General features: G+C 46.7%; 14 protein-coding genes. 4 read left to right on the top strand and 10 right to left on the bottom strand.

What is annotated here, in order from left to right:
- Positions 1 to 13: 13 nt before the first annotated feature.
- From R7P80_RS23080 to R7P80_RS23045, 8 genes are all read right to left on the bottom strand, one after another.
- Positions 14 to 3,628: a conjugal transfer protein TraG N-terminal domain-containing protein gene (locus tag R7P80_RS23080; protein ID WP_000534551.1), complete on the bottom strand. Its 3,615-nt coding sequence runs from the start codon at positions 3,626 to 3,628 to the stop codon at positions 14 to 16.
- 12 nt (positions 3,629 to 3,640) lie between these two features.
- Positions 3,641 to 5,074 (bottom strand): conjugal transfer protein TraH, encoded by a 1,434-nt coding sequence (locus tag R7P80_RS23075; protein ID WP_000256129.1) that lies wholly within the window; start codon positions 5,072 to 5,074, stop codon positions 3,641 to 3,643.
- Position 5,075: 1 nt separating this feature from the next.
- Entirely contained in the window at positions 5,076 to 6,092 is a 1,017-nt protein-coding gene (traF, locus tag R7P80_RS23070) for a conjugal transfer protein TraF (protein ID WP_000749520.1), read from the bottom strand.
- A gap of 134 nt (positions 6,093 to 6,226) precedes the next feature.
- On the bottom strand, positions 6,227 to 6,355 hold the full coding sequence (locus tag R7P80_RS23065) for a hypothetical protein (protein WP_258238572.1): 129 nt from the start codon (positions 6,353 to 6,355) through the stop codon (positions 6,227 to 6,229).
- A 252-nt stretch (positions 6,356 to 6,607) separates the two neighbouring features.
- Positions 6,608 to 7,861, bottom strand: coding sequence for a tyrosine--tRNA ligase (gene tyrS / locus R7P80_RS23060; RefSeq protein ID WP_048822804.1), 1,254 nt, complete (start codon positions 7,859 to 7,861; stop codon positions 6,608 to 6,610).
- Between the two features lie 87 nt (positions 7,862 to 7,948).
- Positions 7,949 to 8,635 (bottom strand): LuxR C-terminal-related transcriptional regulator, encoded by a 687-nt coding sequence (locus tag R7P80_RS23055; protein ID WP_202681453.1) that lies wholly within the window; start codon positions 8,633 to 8,635, stop codon positions 7,949 to 7,951.
- A 293-nt stretch (positions 8,636 to 8,928) separates the two neighbouring features.
- Positions 8,929 to 9,858 carry a DMT family transporter gene (locus R7P80_RS23050; RefSeq protein WP_114139812.1) on the bottom strand — a complete coding sequence of 310 codons (930 nt, stop codon included), beginning with the start codon at positions 9,856 to 9,858 and terminating at the stop codon, positions 8,929 to 8,931.
- 104 nt (positions 9,859 to 9,962) lie between these two features.
- Positions 9,963 to 10,682: an AraC family transcriptional regulator gene (locus R7P80_RS23045; protein ID WP_213899779.1), complete on the bottom strand. Its 720-nt coding sequence runs from the start codon at positions 10,680 to 10,682 to the stop codon at positions 9,963 to 9,965.
- A gap of 379 nt (positions 10,683 to 11,061) precedes the next feature.
- Here R7P80_RS23045 and R7P80_RS23040 point away from each other — a divergent pair, with 379 nt between their 5' ends.
- Positions 11,062 to 12,213 (top strand): GGDEF domain-containing protein, encoded by a 1,152-nt coding sequence (locus R7P80_RS23040; RefSeq protein WP_048822807.1) that lies wholly within the window; start codon positions 11,062 to 11,064, stop codon positions 12,211 to 12,213.
- A 13-nt stretch (positions 12,214 to 12,226) separates the two neighbouring features.
- Here the strand turns inward: R7P80_RS23040 and R7P80_RS23035 are convergent, their stop codons facing one another.
- Entirely contained in the window at positions 12,227 to 13,288 is a 1,062-nt protein-coding gene (locus tag R7P80_RS23035) for an ATP-binding protein (protein WP_065800145.1), read from the bottom strand.
- Positions 13,285 to 14,040, bottom strand: a complete 756-nt coding sequence (locus tag R7P80_RS23030) for a response regulator (protein ID WP_213899778.1) — start codon at positions 14,038 to 14,040, stop codon at positions 13,285 to 13,287. The genes R7P80_RS23035 and R7P80_RS23030 overlap by 4 nt, the downstream gene beginning before the upstream one ends.
- Positions 14,041 to 14,150: 110 nt before the next feature.
- Here R7P80_RS23030 and R7P80_RS23025 point away from each other — a divergent pair, with 110 nt between their 5' ends.
- The 3 genes from R7P80_RS23025 to R7P80_RS23015 are packed head-to-tail and all read left to right on the top strand — an operon-like array spanning position 14,151 to position 19,866.
- On the top strand, positions 14,151 to 15,311 hold the full coding sequence (locus R7P80_RS23025; RefSeq protein ID WP_048822808.1) for an efflux RND transporter periplasmic adaptor subunit: 1,161 nt from the start codon (positions 14,151 to 14,153) through the stop codon (positions 15,309 to 15,311).
- A 5-nt stretch (positions 15,312 to 15,316) separates the two neighbouring features.
- On the top strand, positions 15,317 to 18,463 hold the full coding sequence (locus R7P80_RS23020) for an efflux RND transporter permease subunit (RefSeq protein ID WP_048822809.1): 3,147 nt from the start codon (positions 15,317 to 15,319) through the stop codon (positions 18,461 to 18,463).
- Positions 18,463 to 19,866: an efflux transporter outer membrane subunit gene (locus R7P80_RS23015; RefSeq protein WP_048822810.1), complete on the top strand. Its 1,404-nt coding sequence runs from the start codon at positions 18,463 to 18,465 to the stop codon at positions 19,864 to 19,866. The genes R7P80_RS23020 and R7P80_RS23015 overlap by 1 nt, the downstream gene beginning before the upstream one ends.
- The last annotated feature ends 5 nt before the right edge of the window (positions 19,867 to 19,871 follow it).

Raw genomic sequence — 19,871 nt, 5'->3', positions numbered from 1 at the left:
TTTGGTTGGTCTTTTAGAACCTTTGATTTGCTATGTTGTACCCCCTGACGGCAGTCAAATAGCTACCTGAACGGTCTCCAGCTTCCGTCGAGTTCTGCAATACGTTTACCAGCTTGTCCGTAAACTCTTCGTTTTGCTGAGAAAGAACAGGCTGACCTCCTTGCATCATCGGTGAGCCATCCGGGTTACGTTCTGCATACTCCATTTTCAGATTCTGAACAGCCTGGTTCATGCGACCTTCGTTTGTGTCAAACGATTCGGCATAAACAGCGGCTTGGGATTCAGTCAGCCCATAACGGCTTTGAGCGATAGACTGCATCGTTTCTTTGAACTCATCACCGTACTGGTTCATAAACTGCTGCGCGGCTCCACCACCAGCTTCTGCGGCAGAGGATAGCGCTGCTGCATAGAACGCGCCGCGTTCCTCAATGCTCATCCCTTTAGCGGCTTCCGATAGATCAGATTTACCAGTTAACCACTCCTTCGCTGCATCATAGCCGCTTGCAGCAGCTCCCATGACGTTGCGGCCAAGTTTAGCCATACCGACCATCGCATCACCGGCCCAGCCAAACTCCTCTTGCACGGCCTGGTCGCCGCGTTGAGTGGCCGCGATGAATTGGTCGCGTTGTTCAGGTGTCATCGTTCTCATTTGATCCATCGCTCTTGAGAACGCATCAGCGCCAGCTTGACCACCAGCAATGAGAGCTCCACCTGCTTGTTCAGCTCTGCGGCCCATCCAATCACTGGAGTTGTCCCACGCTCCCCACGCCGAAGCGCTCCAAGACATTTCCGGAAGCGAGTTCATAAGGTTATCTTGGGCTTTTTTCAGTTCAGGAGCAGATACATTTCGCTCTGTTTGCTGTGCTTGGTTATGAAGAGCTGACGTACCGGCTGCATGTTCATTTTGAACAAGGGGGCTATTCGTTGGTAACTGCCCAGCTTCTGATGCCGGATTAGTTCCAGCCATCCCAGCCACATTCTCCCGGAATCCGGTTGGGATGTTAGGTCCACTGCCTACAGCCCCTTGAACCTGACCTGGTAGGCCTTGAACATTCGGGCCTTCAATGCCGTTATTTCCGTAAGCATCACCACTAAATGCTCCGTTGCGACCGGACGCGGTATTGATCGCCTGTAGTGCGGCTTGATACCCGCCAAGCTCCTTACCCTGTTCGTAATTTTTGGAGTTGGTCATTGCTGTCATTCGCGCTGCTGCCTGGGCCACTTGAGGAGACATTCCGTAGGCTTGGTATCTTTGCTGTAGTGAAGCCGCCTCGTCTTTAACCGATTGCGGCGCGGCATTTCGGAAATAGTCATTCAGTTGGTTCATGGCCGCAGGGGTTTGTGCTACTGCACCACCGAGAGTTTTAAAGTCGGTATTAGTCATGGAGCCCATTTGGTTTTGGAGCTGACTCATTGTTGTGAAGGTGTCCGATGCAGACACCAGTTCCGAAGCGGACTTGGATAGGTTCTGGGATAAGCTATCGCCCCAGGTTTGCTTGAATGACTCGCTTCCAGAACGGCTGAAACCCTGCGCTAATTGATTTGTCAACGCCTGGCTATCGGTTTGCGAATAGCTCACACCCTTCATGAACTGGGACACATCACTCGCTGACCAGCTTGAAGAGTCTTGAGTTGATGACTCTGTTGCTCCCTTCGCTTGCGCTTTGATGTCCAGGACATCACTGCCGCCGCCTGATTCGCCATTACCACCAGCAGGAACTAGGGCTGTACTGTTTGATTTCACACCAGCAGCGGCCTTCATTGCTGCCCTGGCCTTGCCAACCATAGGCATAAGCATGGACGCAGCTTCGTCAACATCGAGTGTGCCCATAGCCTGCATGGCAAAAGCACCTTTGACAGCATCAGAGTGGCTATCATCCACCTGGAACTTATCCATGAAGTTCTTGGCTTGCTGGTTGATCAATTGGCTTTGAGCTGTGTTTTGCGACGAAACGTTGCGCCCGACATTGGAGAGTCTTGAATAGGCTTGATCCTGACTTACTCCATCAGAAAAACCTCGACCAAGAGTGCTTTGGAAAGCCTCCGATTTCTGACTTTGTAATGCCTGTGCGGAGCTCACGCCTGATGCTAAGGTGGAGCCAAGCGAGAAGGTACTGATCATGCTTTCTGCGCCGTTTGCAATCGCACCACTGAACTGGTTGTGATTGTACGCTGGCTGACTTTGCATAACCGGACCTTGCTTGAGTAGATCTGGCGTTTGCATCTTTTCGTCAACGTGGTCAGAACCACTTATTCTCGATGCCAAGCTGGTGAAGGCGTAGGTGCTACCTGTGACGATAAACAGGGAAATCACCGGAGTGGCCGCAGCCAACATGCCGCCGGTTGCAATCCAGTGTTGCAGAACATCTCCAGTTGAGGAAAGAGCGTACATGGAGTTGAGACCACCAGCACTGAGGCTAGACATCTCATTTGACGCGGCGGTATGAACAAACAGGTTTATAATTGAGAGGACTGGCATCCATAGCTGAATCCAGAGGATGGTTTGTACATATTTCCCGGCTAACTGGAGGCCGAAGCTGCCCATCACGATAATAAAAGCAATGATCGGGGTTATAGCATAAATAAAGCCTTCAAAGAACGTCAGCATTGGTCGGACGACGGTCATGAACATCGACTGCTCTGCGGCCCACTGTGTGTTCCGTTGCTGAATAGCCTGGTTGACCATCAATGCAGAGCCATAATCCTGGAGGTCCTGATAACGTCCTGCTGCGGCTTCATAATAGAGGGGCTCCAGAACGGCGGCTTTCAGATAGTCGATTGATGACGTAGTTGTGGCACCCATCGCTTGAAGCGAATCGGTCAGCTTCGTTAGAGCGTTGTCTCCAGTTGACGTGTCAATACCCAGTAGGCTGTTAAGAGCATCAACAACAACCGGGCTGCTTAGGTTGGCGGTTGCAGTGCTAATAGCCACCCATCCGTCAGTACATGTGTAGTCAGCGCCGTCAGGGTTTGCTGTAGACAAATACAACCTAGTTCCGTAGAGCTGTGAGTTGAATCGCAAAGCTGAGTCAGTTGAACGGTTCATCAACTCATCAAGGGACATTAGGTTGAGATCGACTTTGGTTAACGTGCATTCCCGAATGTAATTGTTCCAGGAACGCCTCACGTCAACATAGCCGCCTCCATTTGCTGAGTTAAGCGCAGTAAAAACTCCTGTGTCATAGGCTCGCCGTCTGACGTCATTCAACAGTTTCAGTGTTTCGGAAAAGTGGCTTTCCGTGACATTGGGTACGATTACCCCATATCCAGTTTCAAACAAATTGGTGATGGTGTATCCCACGTTGGATATGACACCTCCAGCAAAGCCTACCCCAATAGGGACATTGGCGACGACTCGAACCTGCCCTGTATAAGCGTCCTCGATAGTCACAGTTGTGGTTGGGCCGAAGAAACAGGCATATAGAATCCAACCTACCAGCACTTGCTGGAGGTTGATTTGCTTTGCGCCCTGAAAGACGGACTGAATACAGATCATCAAGACCCCAAGAAGCAGGCCAATACTGACCATCTTCTCGAAATCCCCGGTGCCGGTGATCATTGATACTGCAATCAGGATTTGCTCCAGAAAAGCAGAGTCACCGATAGAGTGGATTGAAAAAGATCCCATTCCAATAGCTCCTTAGTTCGTGCTAGGAGGATTGGACAAAGTTGCCAGCATGTATTTTTGCTTGCGGATGTTGTCCAGTAGGTTGTTGTATTTCTCAATTTGGCTTGCCAGATCGCCGTATTGAGAGGACAGGATTGTGTATTCAGCACGGATTTGCTGTTGCGATTGCGCGAGAAGCTCTAGTGCCTCTTTCTTGTAGGGTGATTTGCTGTTAGCCATCGCAATGCGAGCTGCGCGGAAGAACTCTTCCGAGAAGCTATACATCATGGTCAGGGCTATCGCTCCTGATGACTCTGTTGCGAACAGGTTAGCGCCGTCCTGTGAAAGGACAGACAAGTTACGAACAATGGTGCCAATCCCTCCGGGGAGGTTAGAAACAAAGGCCTTTTCTGGGTCGGTTAAGGTTCCAGAGTTCGTTGCGTATTTGTAGATCACACCAGGTGTAGAGCTTGTTCCTAACAGCATATCGGTGATCTGGTTCTTGATACCTTTGAGCACGACAGTTTTATTGCTGGAGCCAGCACTCAGGCAGTTGGTCGTATCAGAATCACAGGAATAGATCTCAACAGAACCGCCTGAAATCAGGTCTGACAAGGTGATCTTGTTACCTGGTAGGGTCGTCAGAGGGGTTGTTTTCGCACCAGTGCCGGTTGAGTTCGGGTCGTTTACCAGATCACCAATGATGACTGTGCCGGTTAAAGACATGATCGCTTCAAGAAGGGTGTTATCCCCGTACTGGAACCAGGTGTTGGCGTTGTTGCTCTTGAGTTGCTTCCAGACGATGTTGCCAATCATCTTGTTGTATTCGTCAGGTTTGTTGGCTTTCAGTTCTTCCAGAGGACTCTTGCCGCTGGTTTCCTGCTTGGACCCGAAGAAGTCTTCATACAGGCCGGAAGTTGTCGCGGTTATAGAAGCATCAGTTTTGTGTTTAAGGTCCATGCCGCTGGTTAGGTCGTTCACGAAACCTTGAGCGAGCTGGCAGGAGTTGCCCAGATGTTGGTTGAGCGCTTGCACTTTCTTCTGGAAGTTCTCTATCCACTTCGCTCCGTCCGGGAAAACGTTATCGAGCGCAAGCTGGAAGGCATAGCCCTTGGCGTTGGCTGCTACAGCCCGAAGGAGTTGGACAATTTGATCCGCGTTAATGAAGGAAAGCGAACCGCCGAACAGATCTACACCACCGCAACCAGCTTTCCATGATGGAGGGGCAAAGCTCACCAGGTTCTCGTCGAAGATTCGTGTCTTTGCAGTGAACCGGCCACCAGCTAAAACGCCACGTCGTTGGCTTTCATAAACCCCAGGTGGTGTTGTGTTGCTCATTTCATTGAAGAGTTTGTCCATCTGTGATTGGAGGCCGTTAGCGGCTATCGCCCCTGTCGGTGCCATGACGAGACTGGCCGCCACACTCAGGGCAAGCAGGCTCCTTTTTAATGTCTTGTGCGTGACCATCTTAGTTCTCCTGTAATTTGTCCCGGATGTACTTCATGAGTTGTTCCGGTGGCACAAAGTTGTCTTTATCGCCGCTCGCTTGAGATAGTTGTTTGAGGTCAGAGCCCAGCTCTGGTGAGGCCAAGCGTTCGGCTATGTTGTTTTCTAGGTTGAGTACCGGACGTGTACGGTTAAACTCTTCGTCTGTGACCCAACCATTGCGTTTTGCTGCGACCAAAATCCTGTGATTCAGCTCAGGAAGAGACATTGGCCCTTGTCCTATAGGAGCGAACTGACCGTCTGGAGATGCGAGGTAAACAGCAGGGAAAGTTACGATACCAAGTTGTTTGGCATGGCCTTCATCGGTTTTGTAATGGGGGAAAAGCCCACTGGGGAGTGGTTTGCCGTCCATAGATACAGGAATGATCGAGAATCCTTCTCCTTGTTCCAACATCTTGATGAGCGGTGCTTGCAAGTCACTGTAGTCATCGTCGGACTTGTAGAAGAAGAATATCCCTACGCGTTCGGCTACGCTTTTGAGTAGCATGTTTTTGGCGTTACCAGCGTCACGATCAACTTGTTGTGAGGCAAACGTGGCAGCAGGACGTCGAGTAATTTCATCCAAGAAAGGATCACCTACGACCGCCAGCTCTGTAGCATCGGAAAATTGTTCAGAGCGATCTATCGCAAATCGTTGCAAGTAGAGAAACGTCCTGACGTTTTCAACGGTAGGATTGTTCCAAGCAAGGTCTTTGTACTTGGGTAAGTTTTCCCGGAACCATTCCGCTGAGAACATTTCTGGGCCGCTCGGAAGCGGAGCAGCAGGCTTAGGCTGTGTAGGCTTCGCTTCTGCCACAGGCTTTGGTTTGGGCTTTTCGGGTTTTTTCTCTGGTTCTTTGGGCTCTTCCTTGTACCAGAACCAACCCTCTTCCTTTCGCTCATAAAAACCAGGTCTTGTGCCATCTTGAGCCCAAGCCTGGTGTGATGCCCCCAGCGTGAGCGCTGCAAGGAGCAGTAAATTCAAAGGTGATTTTTTCATAGTCTCACGCACGTATTTTCCCATGCTCGATATGGTAGAGGTGGGAGGCGTGAAATTAGGCAGGTGTAAGCGCCCATTTAGGGCGCTTAGAGCGTTTTATTTGTCAACTTTCACATGTGAAAGAATTGACCAAACTATTTGGTCGTGTCCTCTTCAACTTCTGTCGCTTCTGCGGCCATCTTCATCTGCTTCTCGACCATGCGTTTTTGGGTGATGTAGCGGATAACCATCTCGACAGCGCTGTTCAACGCAAGGATTCGCATCGCTCTGGTGGATGCAACGTAGAGTGTAAAACGGCACCCGAATTTACCACCGCGATCACTGGTTGATTACCACCCGTTGCATTTTCACGGAACCACCATGTTCAGCAATCATCCAGTTACTTGATCGTCTGTTATGAGCGAATAGCTGACGAAGAAAGAACTAAATGTCGTAGAAAAATAACTGTCCGCAACGTCTTAATTGCGGACATTGATGCAGATCAGACCTGCAATGCATGCCCTGAATTTGCTGTTTTAACGTTTAAGCAACGCAAAGTGTTTTTTACCTTTTTGCAGGATCCAGTACTGGTCAAAGAGCGCAAATCCCAAATCGTTTTGCTCAGCCGTAACTTTTTCACCATTGACTCGAATCGCATCACTTGCTAACAATTCTCTCGCGGCACGTTTTGACGCTGCCAACCCACTTTTTATCAGGGCTTCGGTTAAATCATGGCTACTTATATGCCATGTTGGTAAACCATCCAGTTCCAACTGCTTTAACTCGCTGAGTTGAAGCTGCCGAACCCTACCTGTGAACAGGGCTTCAGTGATCCGTTGCGCATGCAGGAGTCCGTTTTCACCATGCACAAATTGAGTCAGTTCTTTCGCCAGAATATATTGGGCCTGAGGCTTCTGGTGGTTAGCTTTATCCTCATTTTCAATACGGTCAATTTCATCGCAGCTCAAAAAGGTGTAGTACCGTAGAAAACGATAGACATCGGAATCTGCTGTGTTTAACCAGAACTGATAAAACGCATAGGGCGAAGTTTTGGCTGCATCAAGCCAAACAGTTCCGGTTTCAGATTTTCCGAACTTTGTGCCGTCGGATTTTGTGATCAAAGGCAAAGTTAAGCCATGAACTTCACGCCCATTTCTGCGCCGGGTGTAATCAATACCACTTAAGATATTACCCCACTGATCATTACCACCTATCTGTAAGCGACAATCATACCTTTCATTGAGTTCAGAAAAATCGAAAGCTTGTAGCAAGCTGTAACTGAATTCTGTAAATGAAATCCCTTGATCTGGTCGCAGCAAACGTTGTTTTACTGAGTCGCGGTTAAGTAAGTTATTGACCGAAAAATGCTTGCCTACATCACGAAAGAAATCGACCACGTTCAGTTGATGGATCCAATCGGCATTATTAACAAGTTGCAAAGGTTGATTTAGCCGTGGTTGTAGTAAATTCAAAATTTGCACAGATAAATCGTTGACCCAGCCCGCAACTGTCGAAGTACTGTTGAGGCTGCGTTCAGAGGCTTTAAAACTTGGATCACCGATAAGGCCTGTAGCACCGCCGATTAAAGCAATAACTTTATGCCCGGCGTCTTGAAATCTCTTCAGGAGCAATAGCGGCACTAAGTGACCAATATGCAAGCTTCCCGCTGTCGGATCAAAGCCACAGTAAAGGGTTTGCGGTGAGCTTAATAATACTTTTAGTGAATAGATATCTGTCGATTGCGCTATCAAACCACGCCGTTCTAAATCGCTCAAGAGTGCCGTATCCATAATTTTTCCCGCTTAGTTCTGTTAATACGGCAACACTAATGAGTGCACTTTGATATGCCTATGTCCCTTTAGGGATGGTTTCGAAAATTAATCAGGGGCATGTGTCAGGAGATGATTGAGGAATAATTGGAAAAGCTCACCTAAAGAATTGATATGTAATTGAGCGTAGATCTGTTTGCGATAATTTTTCACAGTGCCAATTGATAGCCCAAGCTGTGCTGAAACTTCACTGCTATCCAAACCCTGTACCAGCAGGCTAGCAATTTGTTGCTGTCGTTTCGTCAATACAGATTGAGCGAATGTCTGTATTGATTCATCCACATAGCTTCTCATTGTGGCTCGGCTGATAACTATCTCGTTGAATGATTGCGCCAAATTAAAGGCAGCATGTTGCCAGTGTTGTTGGCATAAAGCTTTGATCACAGCAAAGTGTTGTTTGAAACAAACGAGCTGGTCAGCTGTAAAACGACTCTTTTCATTGGTAACGCCGAGAAATATCAACACATCGCGTTCTGCACCGATGTTAATCAAAAGACATAACTCATCCTGCCAGCCTGTTTGCAAATAAAATTGATGCAAATAATCCTGATGTTCCCTTTGTTTGATGACCTGCTTAAGGCTGAAAACACCTTCTTGGCGCGTTAGTAATTGGTGATAAAACGGGTCTTGTTGAAAAGTGCTCGTGAGGTACTGCTGAAACAGCAGGTGTCTGTTGGATTCAAGGGAATCAAATAGGTATACCGGATGTTTACCAGCTGCATATCCCAGAATCACAGCGTTATCGTAGGAGCCTAGGAGCTTTAAAAATCGCATCAGACTTAACGTAAATCGTGTCGAACTTATAGATGAGATCGCTTCCGCGAGTAAGGTATTTAGTTGCGATTCGGACATAAGACAAGGTTCGCAATCAATAGTTGTAAAACGTCGTCTTAATTTATCACCTTAATCACTGGCTGCACTATCTCATAATCACAAGTTTGAAAGGTCGTTAAGTCAATCGATCGTTTTCTTAGATAAAAAATGGGAGTCAGTAGATTAAAGGATATTTACAACCAAATTATAAATCTTTAACCAACCTTTCTTAGTTGAGTGTTTTGATGTTTTAATTTTACATTAACAGATTGAATTAACAGGCATACACAAACAAGCCCCATGCCCATCCAACCTATTGGTTTAAACTCCTCTCCGATAATCCATACTGCCAGAATCGAAGCAATTAAAGGCTCAATTAAAGTGATGATTGTTGCAGTACTTGCATCAATGGTGCGAAGGCCGAATCCGTATAATAAATAACCAAGAAACATCGGGACCACAGCCATGTAGATAGCAACCATGGAATTTTCTACGGTGGTAAATAGGTTTTTTCCGGTGATAAATAGAGATGGCAGCAAAATTATTGCTGCAATACCAAATAAGCTAGCCATGGCAGATCTAGAGTTCATTCCTTTGCTTATCATGTTTTTCACTGCAAATGAGTAACCAGCATAAGTCAGTCCAGCTATAAGCCCCAAGAATATTCCTAATTGCTGAGTTATTTCATCTGCTTCGAGAGCATCTATTTCAGCTCTACCTATACTTAGCAATACAATTCCACTTGCACCAAATACAAAGCTCAATAGCCATTTCAAAGAGAACGTCTTTTTACAAAAAAGACGTTCGATGATTGCGGCAAATAGAGGCGCACTCGCAATCGAAACGACAGTACCAATAGCAACACCGGACCAACGCATAGAGGTATAAAATGCCAAAGGATAAAGTACGACACACAAGCTTCCTAGCATGAGGCTCAAAGGAGTTTTTCGAATACGGGATAAGTCTTGAGCTAATCTCTCTCTAGCATTAACACACAGTAAAATACCGCCAAATCCCATAGAAAATGCACCAATAGCAAAAGAACTGATATCAGGCGCAAAGCTAGCAGCAGTGCCAGTTGTTCCCCACAAAAAACTCGCAATAACAATTGCTAGCATTCCGTTTGCACGCGTTGTCATAAACATCTTCATCACCTGCATAGACTGACTATCAATTCAGATAATGGTATAGATATCCGTCTGGGAAAAATTGACAAAAAGGACGCATTTGTTAGAGATATAGACGCAAGTTATTTTTTTGATAACAGCGGCGAGAGTCCGTAATACTGGGAGAATTTGCGACTAAATGTCGAGCTTTCTGGGTAACCCACCATCTCACCAACTTGCTGAACGGAGAAATCTGTATGTCTAAGGAGCGCCTGTGCTTTCTCCATACGTAATTTGGTAACATAATCATGAACAGTAAAACCAAGCTGCTTCTTGAACAGAAGTTTAAACTGAGTACTGCTTAAACATGCAATTTTAGCAAGCTGATTTACAGTTAAAGTCTCTTGTATGTTCTGTTGAATGTGATGCACAGCTTTGGCAATTCGATTATCCAGTCTCGGCAGTAGCTCTTGTTCAGCGAGCAAAAGGTAAAAAGTACTGAACATCGCATATTCAAGGTCACTATTGAGTTGGTGTTGTAATTGCTCCTCTACAAAAGTCAGATAACAAGACAAGGATTTTGAAATTGCGAAAACACTACTTCCATCAAGCTCAATATTTTCTGGAAGTTTGTCCATATCCGCGACAACAAACAGAGCATCAGGATGAGCATTAAAAAGATGCGCTTCGTGTTTTCTAACGACAACGCATTCACCTGCAACAACTTTCCCGCTGAATTGGCCTACCTCAATTACAATTCCGCCACGTAATGGTAGAACTAATTGGTAATAACCATGTGAGTGATTGGTCGACTTAGTGCTGTATGAGCGTATAGATAAAAGGTTGGGCATAGGCGTAGACACATATTTAGCACCGCACTGCTATTATGCATGGAAGGAATCATCAAACAATACCAAGCGACTATTAACTTAGTTTGGGTTAGCTTTTGGTGTATTGCGACGATCCATACTTTAGCCTCAAACCCACGATGCAAAAAAATGGTACTTTCTGAAAGTGATGATTCTACTCATGTCAAGGCTGGAAGCTGGTATCGCAATCGAATGGTACATAAAGTGTAATTAATGAGTGATAATTAGTTAAGGATGACACAACCAGATTTGAGCTAACGTCTTCGTCGCATTTGGCATGACACCTTAAAATCAGTTTATGCCCACAATCACCTCAGAACAGCATTATACTTCGTTATCTTGATAGACAGAATTTAACTGTAGATGGAGCAAAATGAGTCCAAAAGATGCGTCAACTTTTGTGAGTTACATCCTCGATGTTCTGCGATTGGAAATGAACAGCTCCTATCTTCAAAAGAAGATGGATGATCACAGATCTTACACCGCCCTCATTTTTATTGGACTGATACCTCTCGGGCTTGCCGATTACCTGATTGAATGGGGAGTCTCGGACCAGAAATCAAAAATACATTTTGGATATTATGCATTCTACTTTTGGCTAGCAATACCAGCATATGCGCTCTGGAAGACCAATAATTATCTTGTTTCAGTTTTCATCATATTGCTGACGCTTGCTATTTGCAGTTTACAATCGGCATTCATCTTGGGAATGGACGAGATAAGCTTTCTGACAATCATCAGCTCTATCGTGACAACACCTTTTTTTGTACTGTTTATCTTGCTTGGCCTCTCGCTTTACCTTCAGATTGCTTCATTAGCTTTGATACTCCTGATCCCATTTTATCTGGGCAGTGGTGGTATTGTTGGCGATGTTCCTGATGATGCGTATATTCAGTTATCTCTTCAGTCTTGTTTGGCAACCGTGTTTGTAATGGGCATTTTTTCATGGAGTTATTATCATCGCCATATCCTAGAAAACGCACTTGAGAAATCAACCAGAACTGATCCGCTTACAGGTGCGGCTAATCGCAGATTTTTTGACAAGTTTATCAAGCTTGAGGTGTTGAACAGTGTGAGTTTTAAACGGAGTTGTTCGTTGATTATGCTGGATATCGATCATTTCAAGCGGATCAATGACACGTACGGCCATCCCACTGGTGATAGAGTCATCCGGCAATTATCGGATTTGTGCGTTCACAGCTCCCGTAAAAATGATTTAGTTGCCAGACTCGGTGGTGAAGAGTTCGCAATTGTGATGCCTGAGACAAAATCTAGTGAGGCTGAAAAACTGGCAGAAAGAATAAGGCGTAGTGTAGAAGAGACAACAATTTTAAGTGACGATGGCCAACCTGTTAAATGGACGGTGAGTTTAGGCGTGACTGAGCTTGTTTCAGAGTCCGTCAGCCGTGAAATTCAGGTAAGTGCATTTGTTGAAAAATTTATTCAATCTGCCGATTCTGCACTTTATCAAGCAAAAAATAGCGGACGCAACCAGCTCATCGTGCGCAACTTAGTCTTGGGTTGATTGATAGACCACATCATTCGATATGTTCTGGCTCAGGCCAGCACAAGGAGATAATTGTGCCGCCATCAGCTGATAATGTGCAGGTTGCATAACCTCCATGCGCTTTGGCAATCGCTGAGACGACAGCTAACCCCAAACCACTGCCATTGCGTTTACTATCAGGGGCTTGCATGAATGGTGTAAAAATATGCGGCAGAAAATCTGGGGGGATCCCCGGACCTTCGTCTTGCACACTTAACTGATAATTATGGTTTTTCTTCTCCAAACTGATATAGATCCGGCCTGAACTAGAGTACTTTTTTGCATTGTCCAGCAGCGCAAGCATTGCTTGCCTAATTCTAACGGGATCACAAGAAACAATCATTGCGTCGATATTGATACAGGGCGTGAATTTACTGTCGTCAGAAAAAATCCCAGAGAACTGTATTGCAGAGTCAATTTCATCTTTGATATCAGTGTTGACTCTATTGAGATACAGGTTGCCACTATCCGCCAAACTGATAACCCTCATGTCCTCTATCAGCCTATTTAACCCTTCAACCTGAGTTAATAAGCTTTTAAATTGCATTATGTCCGGCTGGAAAACACCATCAACAAGACCTTGCAGCCTGCCACGTAAAATCGTGACAGGTGTCCGTAACTCGTGAGCAATTGCCGCATTCCAGAAGCGTTGTTCTTCCGTCATTTTTTGCAACTTTTCAGCTAAATGATTAAAGTCTGCTGCCAACTGGGATGCTTCACCCATAGACTCATCATCGGCAACAGCTCTCGCGCTCAAATCTCCTTTGGCAAGGCTTCGGATCCCGGCTGCGAGTGAATTTAGTGGAGTGAGGATCCGTTTGGATAAGCTCAAAGCAACCCATACGGCCAGCACCAGTCCAGCGATTGTAGTACCCAGCATCCAAAATAGTTCCGGCACAGTCGGCACTAAGCTGTTGACCGGAACATTTTCAGGCCAATATTTGTCCCAAAAGTAGTAAAAAATATATGCAGTAAAAATGACTAAAAGTATCACCCCCAAGGCAATTGCCATCATTGAAAATGCAATTTGCCGACTCAAACCAACCAACTTCATTCTTGGCTCCATAACCGATAACCGGCACCTCTTAAACCAGACGGGATCCCCTTTACACCAAGGTTTTCTAGCTTTTTCCGAAGCTTAGAGATGTGGCTATCGACAGTTCTTTCTAAAGCGTCACTCTCAGGTAAGCAATGACTTAGAAGCTCTGCCCGGCTAAATACTTTTCTTGGTGATTTTGCAAGTTGAACCAATAACTTGAACTCCGTCATGGTCAGCGATATTTGTTTTCTATCGGGGTTGTCGATGAATACCTCGTACGTTTCCAAATCAATATGAAATGGGGATACTTTGAGCACCTGATTGTTGGATTTTTGCGATTCAGGGGATACACGACGAAGCACCGCCAGCACTCGCTCTGTCACTTCGGCAGGATTAAATGGTTTCACCACATAATCGTCAGCCCCCATCCGTAACCCCATCAACTTATCAATATCCTGATCCATAGCGGTGAGCATGATGACAGGTGTATTACCCCGATTTCTGATCTCGGATAGGACCTGCCAGCCATTGAGTTGCGGCATTTGAATATCCAGCAATACCAGTGCCGGTTTTAGTGTTGCATGCAGGTCTAGCGCTCGTCGGCCATCCTCGGCAATCTCACATCGCAACCCACTTCTTCGCAAGTAACCGGAGAGGATATCAGCGATATCAGCCTCATCTTCAGCAATAAGGATCAAGGGGGAACCAAGCGTTTTTTCACCTCGGCTAGATAGAGCGAGAGTCGTCATTTTAAAGTTTTCTGACATAAATACGGTTTCTCCATCATTCCTCCACATTGGCTCCCTCAAACGCCAACACTCTTTGTCTACACTGAGATGTAAACAGAATTCCGGACTATAGCTCAAGAGGACATTTGATGAAATCAACTAAGCAGCTGAATGTAATACATGCTTTGTTACTGCTCACCTTAACAGGGTGTAGCCCCGAAATGCCAGATATGACAACACCACCGCCACCAGTTTCTATTCTGGAAGTAACGCCATCGCGTGTTGCACTGACCGATGATTTAACCGGGCGTGTTGCGCCTGTTCGTGTTGCCGAAATCAGACCACAAGTCACTGGTATTATTCAAGAACGCTTATTTGTTCAAGGTGCAGAGGTTCATGCTGGCCAGCCACTTTTCCAAATCAATCCAGCGCCGTTTAAGGCTGACGTAGAAACATCTGCTGCGGCTTTGATGCGTGCCGAGGCTGCACTGAGCAGAGCGCAAATTCAAGTCAAACGCTTGCAACCGCTGGTTGAAGGAGATGCCGTTAGCAGGCAAACCTACGATGACGCCGTGTCTGCCAAAGATCAGGCTGCTGCCGAGGTTGCTCAGGCTAAAGCAGAGCTATCCCGTCGAAAATTGGATTTACAATTTTCAACAGTGGATTCGCCGATCAACGGTCGCATCGAGCAATCAATTGTTTCTGAGGGAGCTTTGGTCGGTCCGAGTGACAACACTTCACTGGCAAAGGTACAACAAATCAACGAGGTTTACGTCGATGTACGCCAGCCTGCTGAATCACTGGATTTGCTAAGAGAGGCGACCGAGGCTGGTAAAAAAGAATTGCATGTTGAAATTCTAAAAGCCAGTGGCAAGCCATTCGATGTTAAAGGCAAAGTCTTGTTCTCGGGATTGACCGTTGATGAGGCAACTGGCGATGTGTTGGTGCGTATTTTGGTGAGCAACACAAAGCGTGAGTTACTACCCGGTATGTTTGTAAGAGCCAGACTCACACTGGCCAGTTTCGACGATGCCTTACTCGTACCACAGGAAGCGGTAACCAGAACCGGAGACGAAGCATGGGTTTGGCTGCTGTCTGAAGGCAATAAAGTGCGTCAGGTCCATGTTCAGCTCGGAGAGTTGATTGATCGCAGCTATCGAATCGAAAAGGGTATTACGGCTGGCGACAAGGTGATTGTTAGCGGCCTCGACCGAATGAGTGAAGGTGCTGAAGTGACTCCGTCGAACGCAGTTCAACCAACTGTCGATACTGCAATCAGCAGTAATACCTCAACCGGCGAGCGGGAGTAGTTAAGATGCCGCAATTTTTTATTAACCGCCCCGTATTTGCTTGGGTTGTTGCACTTTTTATCATCATGTCTGGTTTGATAGCATTACCTCAGCTACCGATTGAGCGCTATCCTTCAGTTGCTCCGCCTCAGGTGACCATCACAGCCGTATATCCCGGTGCAACTCCCCAAACGATGAATGATTCTGTGCTCGGTCTTATCGAACGAGAACTGTCGAGCTTAAAGAATCTACTCTATTTTGAGTCATCTTCTGATACGTCAGGGGCAGCTACTATCACTGCTTCTTTTAAACCCGGAGTGAATCCTGAGTTAGCGCAAGTCGATGTGCAAAACAGACTAAAAACCATCGAAGCCCGTTTGCCGCAAACTGTCAGACAAAATGGTCTGATTGTCGAAGCTGCATCCTCGGGCTTTTTGATGCTTGTCAGCCTTAAATCCGATGACAATCGCTTCGATAGCACGGCGCTTTCTGATTACATGGCCAGAAACGTCATCGAAGAGTTACGCCGAATTGAAGGTGTTGGTCGCGTTCAATTGTTCGGTGCCGAGCAAGCGATGCGGATTTGGGTCGATCCAGTAAAACTCACTGCTTATAACTTGTCGATGGCCGATCTTTCTAATGCGATCACTCAGCAGAATATTCAGATTGCACCGGGCCGTCTTGGCGATGAACCAGCGCCTGCGGGACAGAAAGTTGCAATCCCATTAATGGCGAAAGGTCAGTTAGAAACTCCGGAAGAATTTGCAAACATCGTGCTTCGCGCTGAGGGAAGTGGTGCAAAACTGGTATTGGGCGACGTTGCTCGTGTTGAGTTAGGTGCTCAATCTTACGCATTTCTGACGCGAGAAGACGGAAAAACAGCAACAGCAGCTGCTATACAACTTGCGCCCGGCGCGAACGCAGTACTGACCTCTGAGCGTGTTAAAGAGCGCATGCAGTTGCTTCAGCAGACGATGCCCGTTGGGATGAGTTATTCAGTTCCCTTCGATACTGCGCCATTTGCAAAAATTTCGATTGAGAAAGTCGCTCATACGTTAATTGAGGCGATGGTTCTTGTGTTTCTCGTAATGTACCTGTTTTTGCAGAATGTCCGCTACACCTTAATACCAGCAATTGTCGCTCCAATCGCGTTGCTGGGTACATTCGCCGTTATGATGTTAACCGGTTTTTCTATCAATGTCCTCACGATGTTCGGGATGGTGTTGGCTATCGGTATCATCGTGGATGATGCGATTGTTGTTGTCGAAAACGTCGAGCGTTTAATGGCAAAAGAGGGTCTGTCGCCACGTGATGCTACCGTTAAAGCAATGAAAGAAATTACCGGGGCAATTATTGGTATCACGCTGGTGTTGACCGCCGTATTTATTCCAATGGCTTTAGCAAGCGGTTCCGTTGGCGTGATTTATCAACAATTCACGCTCTCAATGGCCATCTCTATTTTATTCTCTGCCTTTTTAGCATTAACTTTCACGCCTGCTCTGTGCGCCACATTGTTAAAGCCAATCAGCCATGGCCATGCCGAGAAAACGGGATTTTTCGGTTGGTTTAATCGTCGGTTCGACCGGATGACAGATCGCTATGGTGTGAGAGTCAGCAAACTGACCAAGCGGATTGGTCGGGTAATGCTGATGTTTGCGCTGCTGGTCGGCATGCTGGTGTACTCTTTTGGTAAATTACCGTCAGCCTTTTTGCCTGAAGAAGATCAGGGTTATTTCATTACCAGCTTTTTACTGCCTTCAGATGCAACCACTGAACGCACCTCTGCGGTGGTGAAATCTTTTGAAGAGTACGTAGCAACAAGACCGGGTATTAAATCGAATATATCGATCCTAGGTTACGGCTTGTCTGGCTCTGGCACCAATGCAGCGGTTAGTTTTACCATGCTGAAGGACTGGGATGAACGAAATGGTGCAAATGCGTGGGAGGAAGTCTACTACGCCTACATGACCATGGCCGAAACCGCTGGTGAAGGATTGGTGTTCAGTATCATGCCACCTGCTATTGACGAGTTAGGCAATTCATCAGGCTTTTCTATGCGCTTGATCGACCGCAGTAATCAGGGGTATGAAGCCCTTCAAGCTGCACAAGCCAAGCTGTTAGAGCTCGCTAACAACAGTAAAATTGTTACCGGGGTCTATGCCGACAGTCTTCCTGCGGGTACTGGGATCACTCTTCATATTGACCGGCAGAAAGCAGAGGCTTTGGGTGTGTCCTTTGCTGCAATCAGCGATATGCTCTCCACGGCAATGGGGTCGAGTTACATCAATGATTTCCCTAACCGTGGGCGGATGCAACAAGTCATTATTCAGGCTGACTCAAAATCTCGGATGCAGATTGAAGACATTCTGAAATTACGTGTCCGAAATGTCAGTGGTGGCATGGTTGCTCTATCAGAAGTCGTTACACCTAAATGGGGGGCGACACCATTACAATTGATGCGTTTTCAAGGACTACCCTCGGTCAGAATCGCCGGTGGTGCTGCTCCGACATTCTCAAGTGGCGAGGCGATGGACGAAATGGAGCGCCTCGCAGCTCAGCTTCCTCCGGGTTTTGATATCGCTTGGACAGGACAGTCTTTGCAAGAAAGGCAGTCAGCCTCTCAAGCGCCAATGCTCATGGCTCTTTCGATGTTAGTCGTATTTTTGGTACTTGCAGCCTTATATGAAAGCTGGGCTATTCCGGTTTCAGTAATGCTGGTGGTGCCATTAGGCCTGCTCGGCGCTGTAGGTTCGGTATTGCTGCTTGGAATGTCAAATGACGTGTTCTTCAAAGTTGGTATGATCACCGTTATTGGCTTATCGGCCAAAAACGCTGTTTTGATTGTCGAGTTTGCGAAGCAGCTTCGTGAAGAAGGTCATGGGTTAATTGACGCAGCGGTGACAGCTTCCAGACTGCGATTAAGACCCATCCTGATGACGTCACTTGCATTTGGTCTTGGTGTATTGCCACTAGTTTTCGCTTCTGGTGCAAGTGCAGAAACACAGGCAGCTATCGGTGTTGGTGTCTTTGGAGGAATGGTCACAGCCACAGTGCTTGCAATTTACTTCGTTCCGGTATTCTTCGTACTTGTCATGAGTATCCAAGAGCGTTTTTCTGCATCCCGCAAGAAAGCAACTAGCAAACCTCAAGCGAGCAACGAGGAGTCGGTGTAATGAAGTTAAATATTTTTAGCCTGCTTTGCGCATCTTTGCTAACCGGATGCACACTGGCACCCGATTATCAGAGGCCACCAGTAGATACGCTGAACTACAACCAGCTAAATACCGAAAACGTGTCGCAAAAATCGGCAGTGGATTTGTCTTGGCAATCTGTGTTCAAAGAGCCAAGGTTGCAGCAGTTAATTGGTTTAGCGCTGGAAAATAACAAAGACTTGCGGCTGGCTACTTTAAACGTGGCCGCTGCAAAGGCTCAGTATGGTATCCAGCGTTCATATATGTTGCCCTCTGTTGATGCCACAATCAGCGGAACTCGCCAGCGTGGAGAGAATGATACCGGAGGTGTAAGTACAACCTCTGAACACGGAGTTGGCTTGGGGACGAGCGCTTTTGAAATAGACTTGTTCGGTTATGCACGCTCAATGAGTGAAGCAGCCTTTTACCGGTATCTTGCAACGGAACAGGGGCAAAAATCAGCAGAGTTGGTTTTAATAAGTGCGGTTGCAGATGCGTATCACGCACAGTTGCTTGCTCAAGAGCAACTTTTGCTTGCACAGCAGACTTTGGCTGATTGGGAGCATTCACTGCTGTTAGCTCGCCAACTGAGAGCCGCTGAACAAAGCAGTGGCTTAGATGTTGCGCAAGCCGAAGGACAGGTTGCGAGTGCTGAAGCTGATTTGCAGGCCCGGCTGCGTGTGCTGGCCCTATCTAACAATGCTCTTCAGCTGTTGATAGGAAAAACACTACCTGAAGGTTTATCAAAACAGTCAGTGTTAGAAACTCAGCCACTTCAGGTGATGCCTGCCAACTTAACGTCAGAATTAATCCTTAATCGTCCAGATGTAGTACAAGCCGAGTTAAATCTGAAAGCTGCAAATGCAGATATTGGCGCAGCTCGGGCTGCATTTTTTCCACGGATTTCGCTGACGGCTTCAACAGGTTATAGCAGTTCAGAAGTGAAGAATCTGTTTGATAGTGACAGCCGGGTTTGGAGTTTTGCCCCGCAAATTAATATACCGATATTTAATGCTGGTAAGTTGAAATCGGAACTCCGCTTGGCGGAGATCCGAAAATCCGGAGCCGTCATATCTTATGAACAGACCATCCAGACGGCATTCAAAGATGTGGCTGACGGATTAAGCGGTTTGGAGACTTTTGGACTGCAAATAATGGCACAAAAGAGAGCCGTAAGTAGCGCGTCTAAACGAGCGGAGTTATCCCTGCTTAGATACCGAGCAGGTGTTGATGGCCGCTTAGAACTACTTGATGCACAACGTCAACTTTATGCCGAACGTCAGGTTCTGATTGATTTGCGTGGTGCGGAGCTCGCGAACTATGTGGCTTTGTATAAAGCCCTTGGTGGCTCCTTTTTAAATAAAGCAGAGACGGGAGTACACTAAGTATC

Origin of the sequence: Vibrio sp. 2092 (assembly GCF_033339635.1) — a bacterium.
In the GTDB taxonomy this organism is placed as follows: domain Bacteria; phylum Pseudomonadota; class Gammaproteobacteria; order Enterobacterales; family Vibrionaceae; genus Vibrio; species Vibrio alginolyticus.
The sequence above is the reverse complement of the archived record's forward strand: the minus strand, read 5'-3'. Positions and strand labels throughout refer to the sequence as shown.

Excerpts from the sequence above, each read along its gene's own strand:
- R7P80_RS23080 (WP_000534551.1), bottom strand. The coding sequence starts at position 3,628 with ATGGGATCTTTTTCAATCCACTCTATCGGTGACTCTGCTTTTCTGGAG.
- R7P80_RS23075 (WP_000256129.1), bottom strand. The coding sequence starts at position 5,074 with ATGGTCACGCACAAGACATTAAAAAGGAGCCTGCTTGCCCTGAGTGTG.
- traF (WP_000749520.1), bottom strand. The coding sequence starts at position 6,092 with ATGAAAAAATCACCTTTGAATTTACTGCTCCTTGCAGCGCTCACGCTG.
- R7P80_RS23065 (WP_258238572.1), bottom strand. The coding sequence starts at position 6,355 with ATGCGAATCCTTGCGTTGAACAGCGCTGTCGAGATGGTTATCCGCTAC.
- tyrS (WP_048822804.1), bottom strand. The coding sequence starts at position 7,861 with ATGGATACGGCACTCTTGAGCGATTTAGAACGGCGTGGTTTGATAGCG.
- R7P80_RS23050 (WP_114139812.1), bottom strand. The coding sequence starts at position 9,858 with ATGTTTATGACAACGCGTGCAAACGGAATGCTAGCAATTGTTATTGCG.
- R7P80_RS23040 (WP_048822807.1), top strand. The coding sequence starts at position 11,062 with ATGAGTCCAAAAGATGCGTCAACTTTTGTGAGTTACATCCTCGATGTT.
- R7P80_RS23035 (WP_065800145.1), bottom strand. The coding sequence starts at position 13,288 with ATGAAGTTGGTTGGTTTGAGTCGGCAAATTGCATTTTCAATGATGGCA.
- R7P80_RS23030 (WP_213899778.1), bottom strand. The coding sequence starts at position 14,040 with ATGTCAGAAAACTTTAAAATGACGACTCTCGCTCTATCTAGCCGAGGT.
- R7P80_RS23025 (WP_048822808.1), top strand. The coding sequence starts at position 14,151 with ATGAAATCAACTAAGCAGCTGAATGTAATACATGCTTTGTTACTGCTC.
- R7P80_RS23020 (WP_048822809.1), top strand. The coding sequence starts at position 15,317 with ATGCCGCAATTTTTTATTAACCGCCCCGTATTTGCTTGGGTTGTTGCA.
- R7P80_RS23015 (WP_048822810.1), top strand. The coding sequence starts at position 18,463 with ATGAAGTTAAATATTTTTAGCCTGCTTTGCGCATCTTTGCTAACCGGA.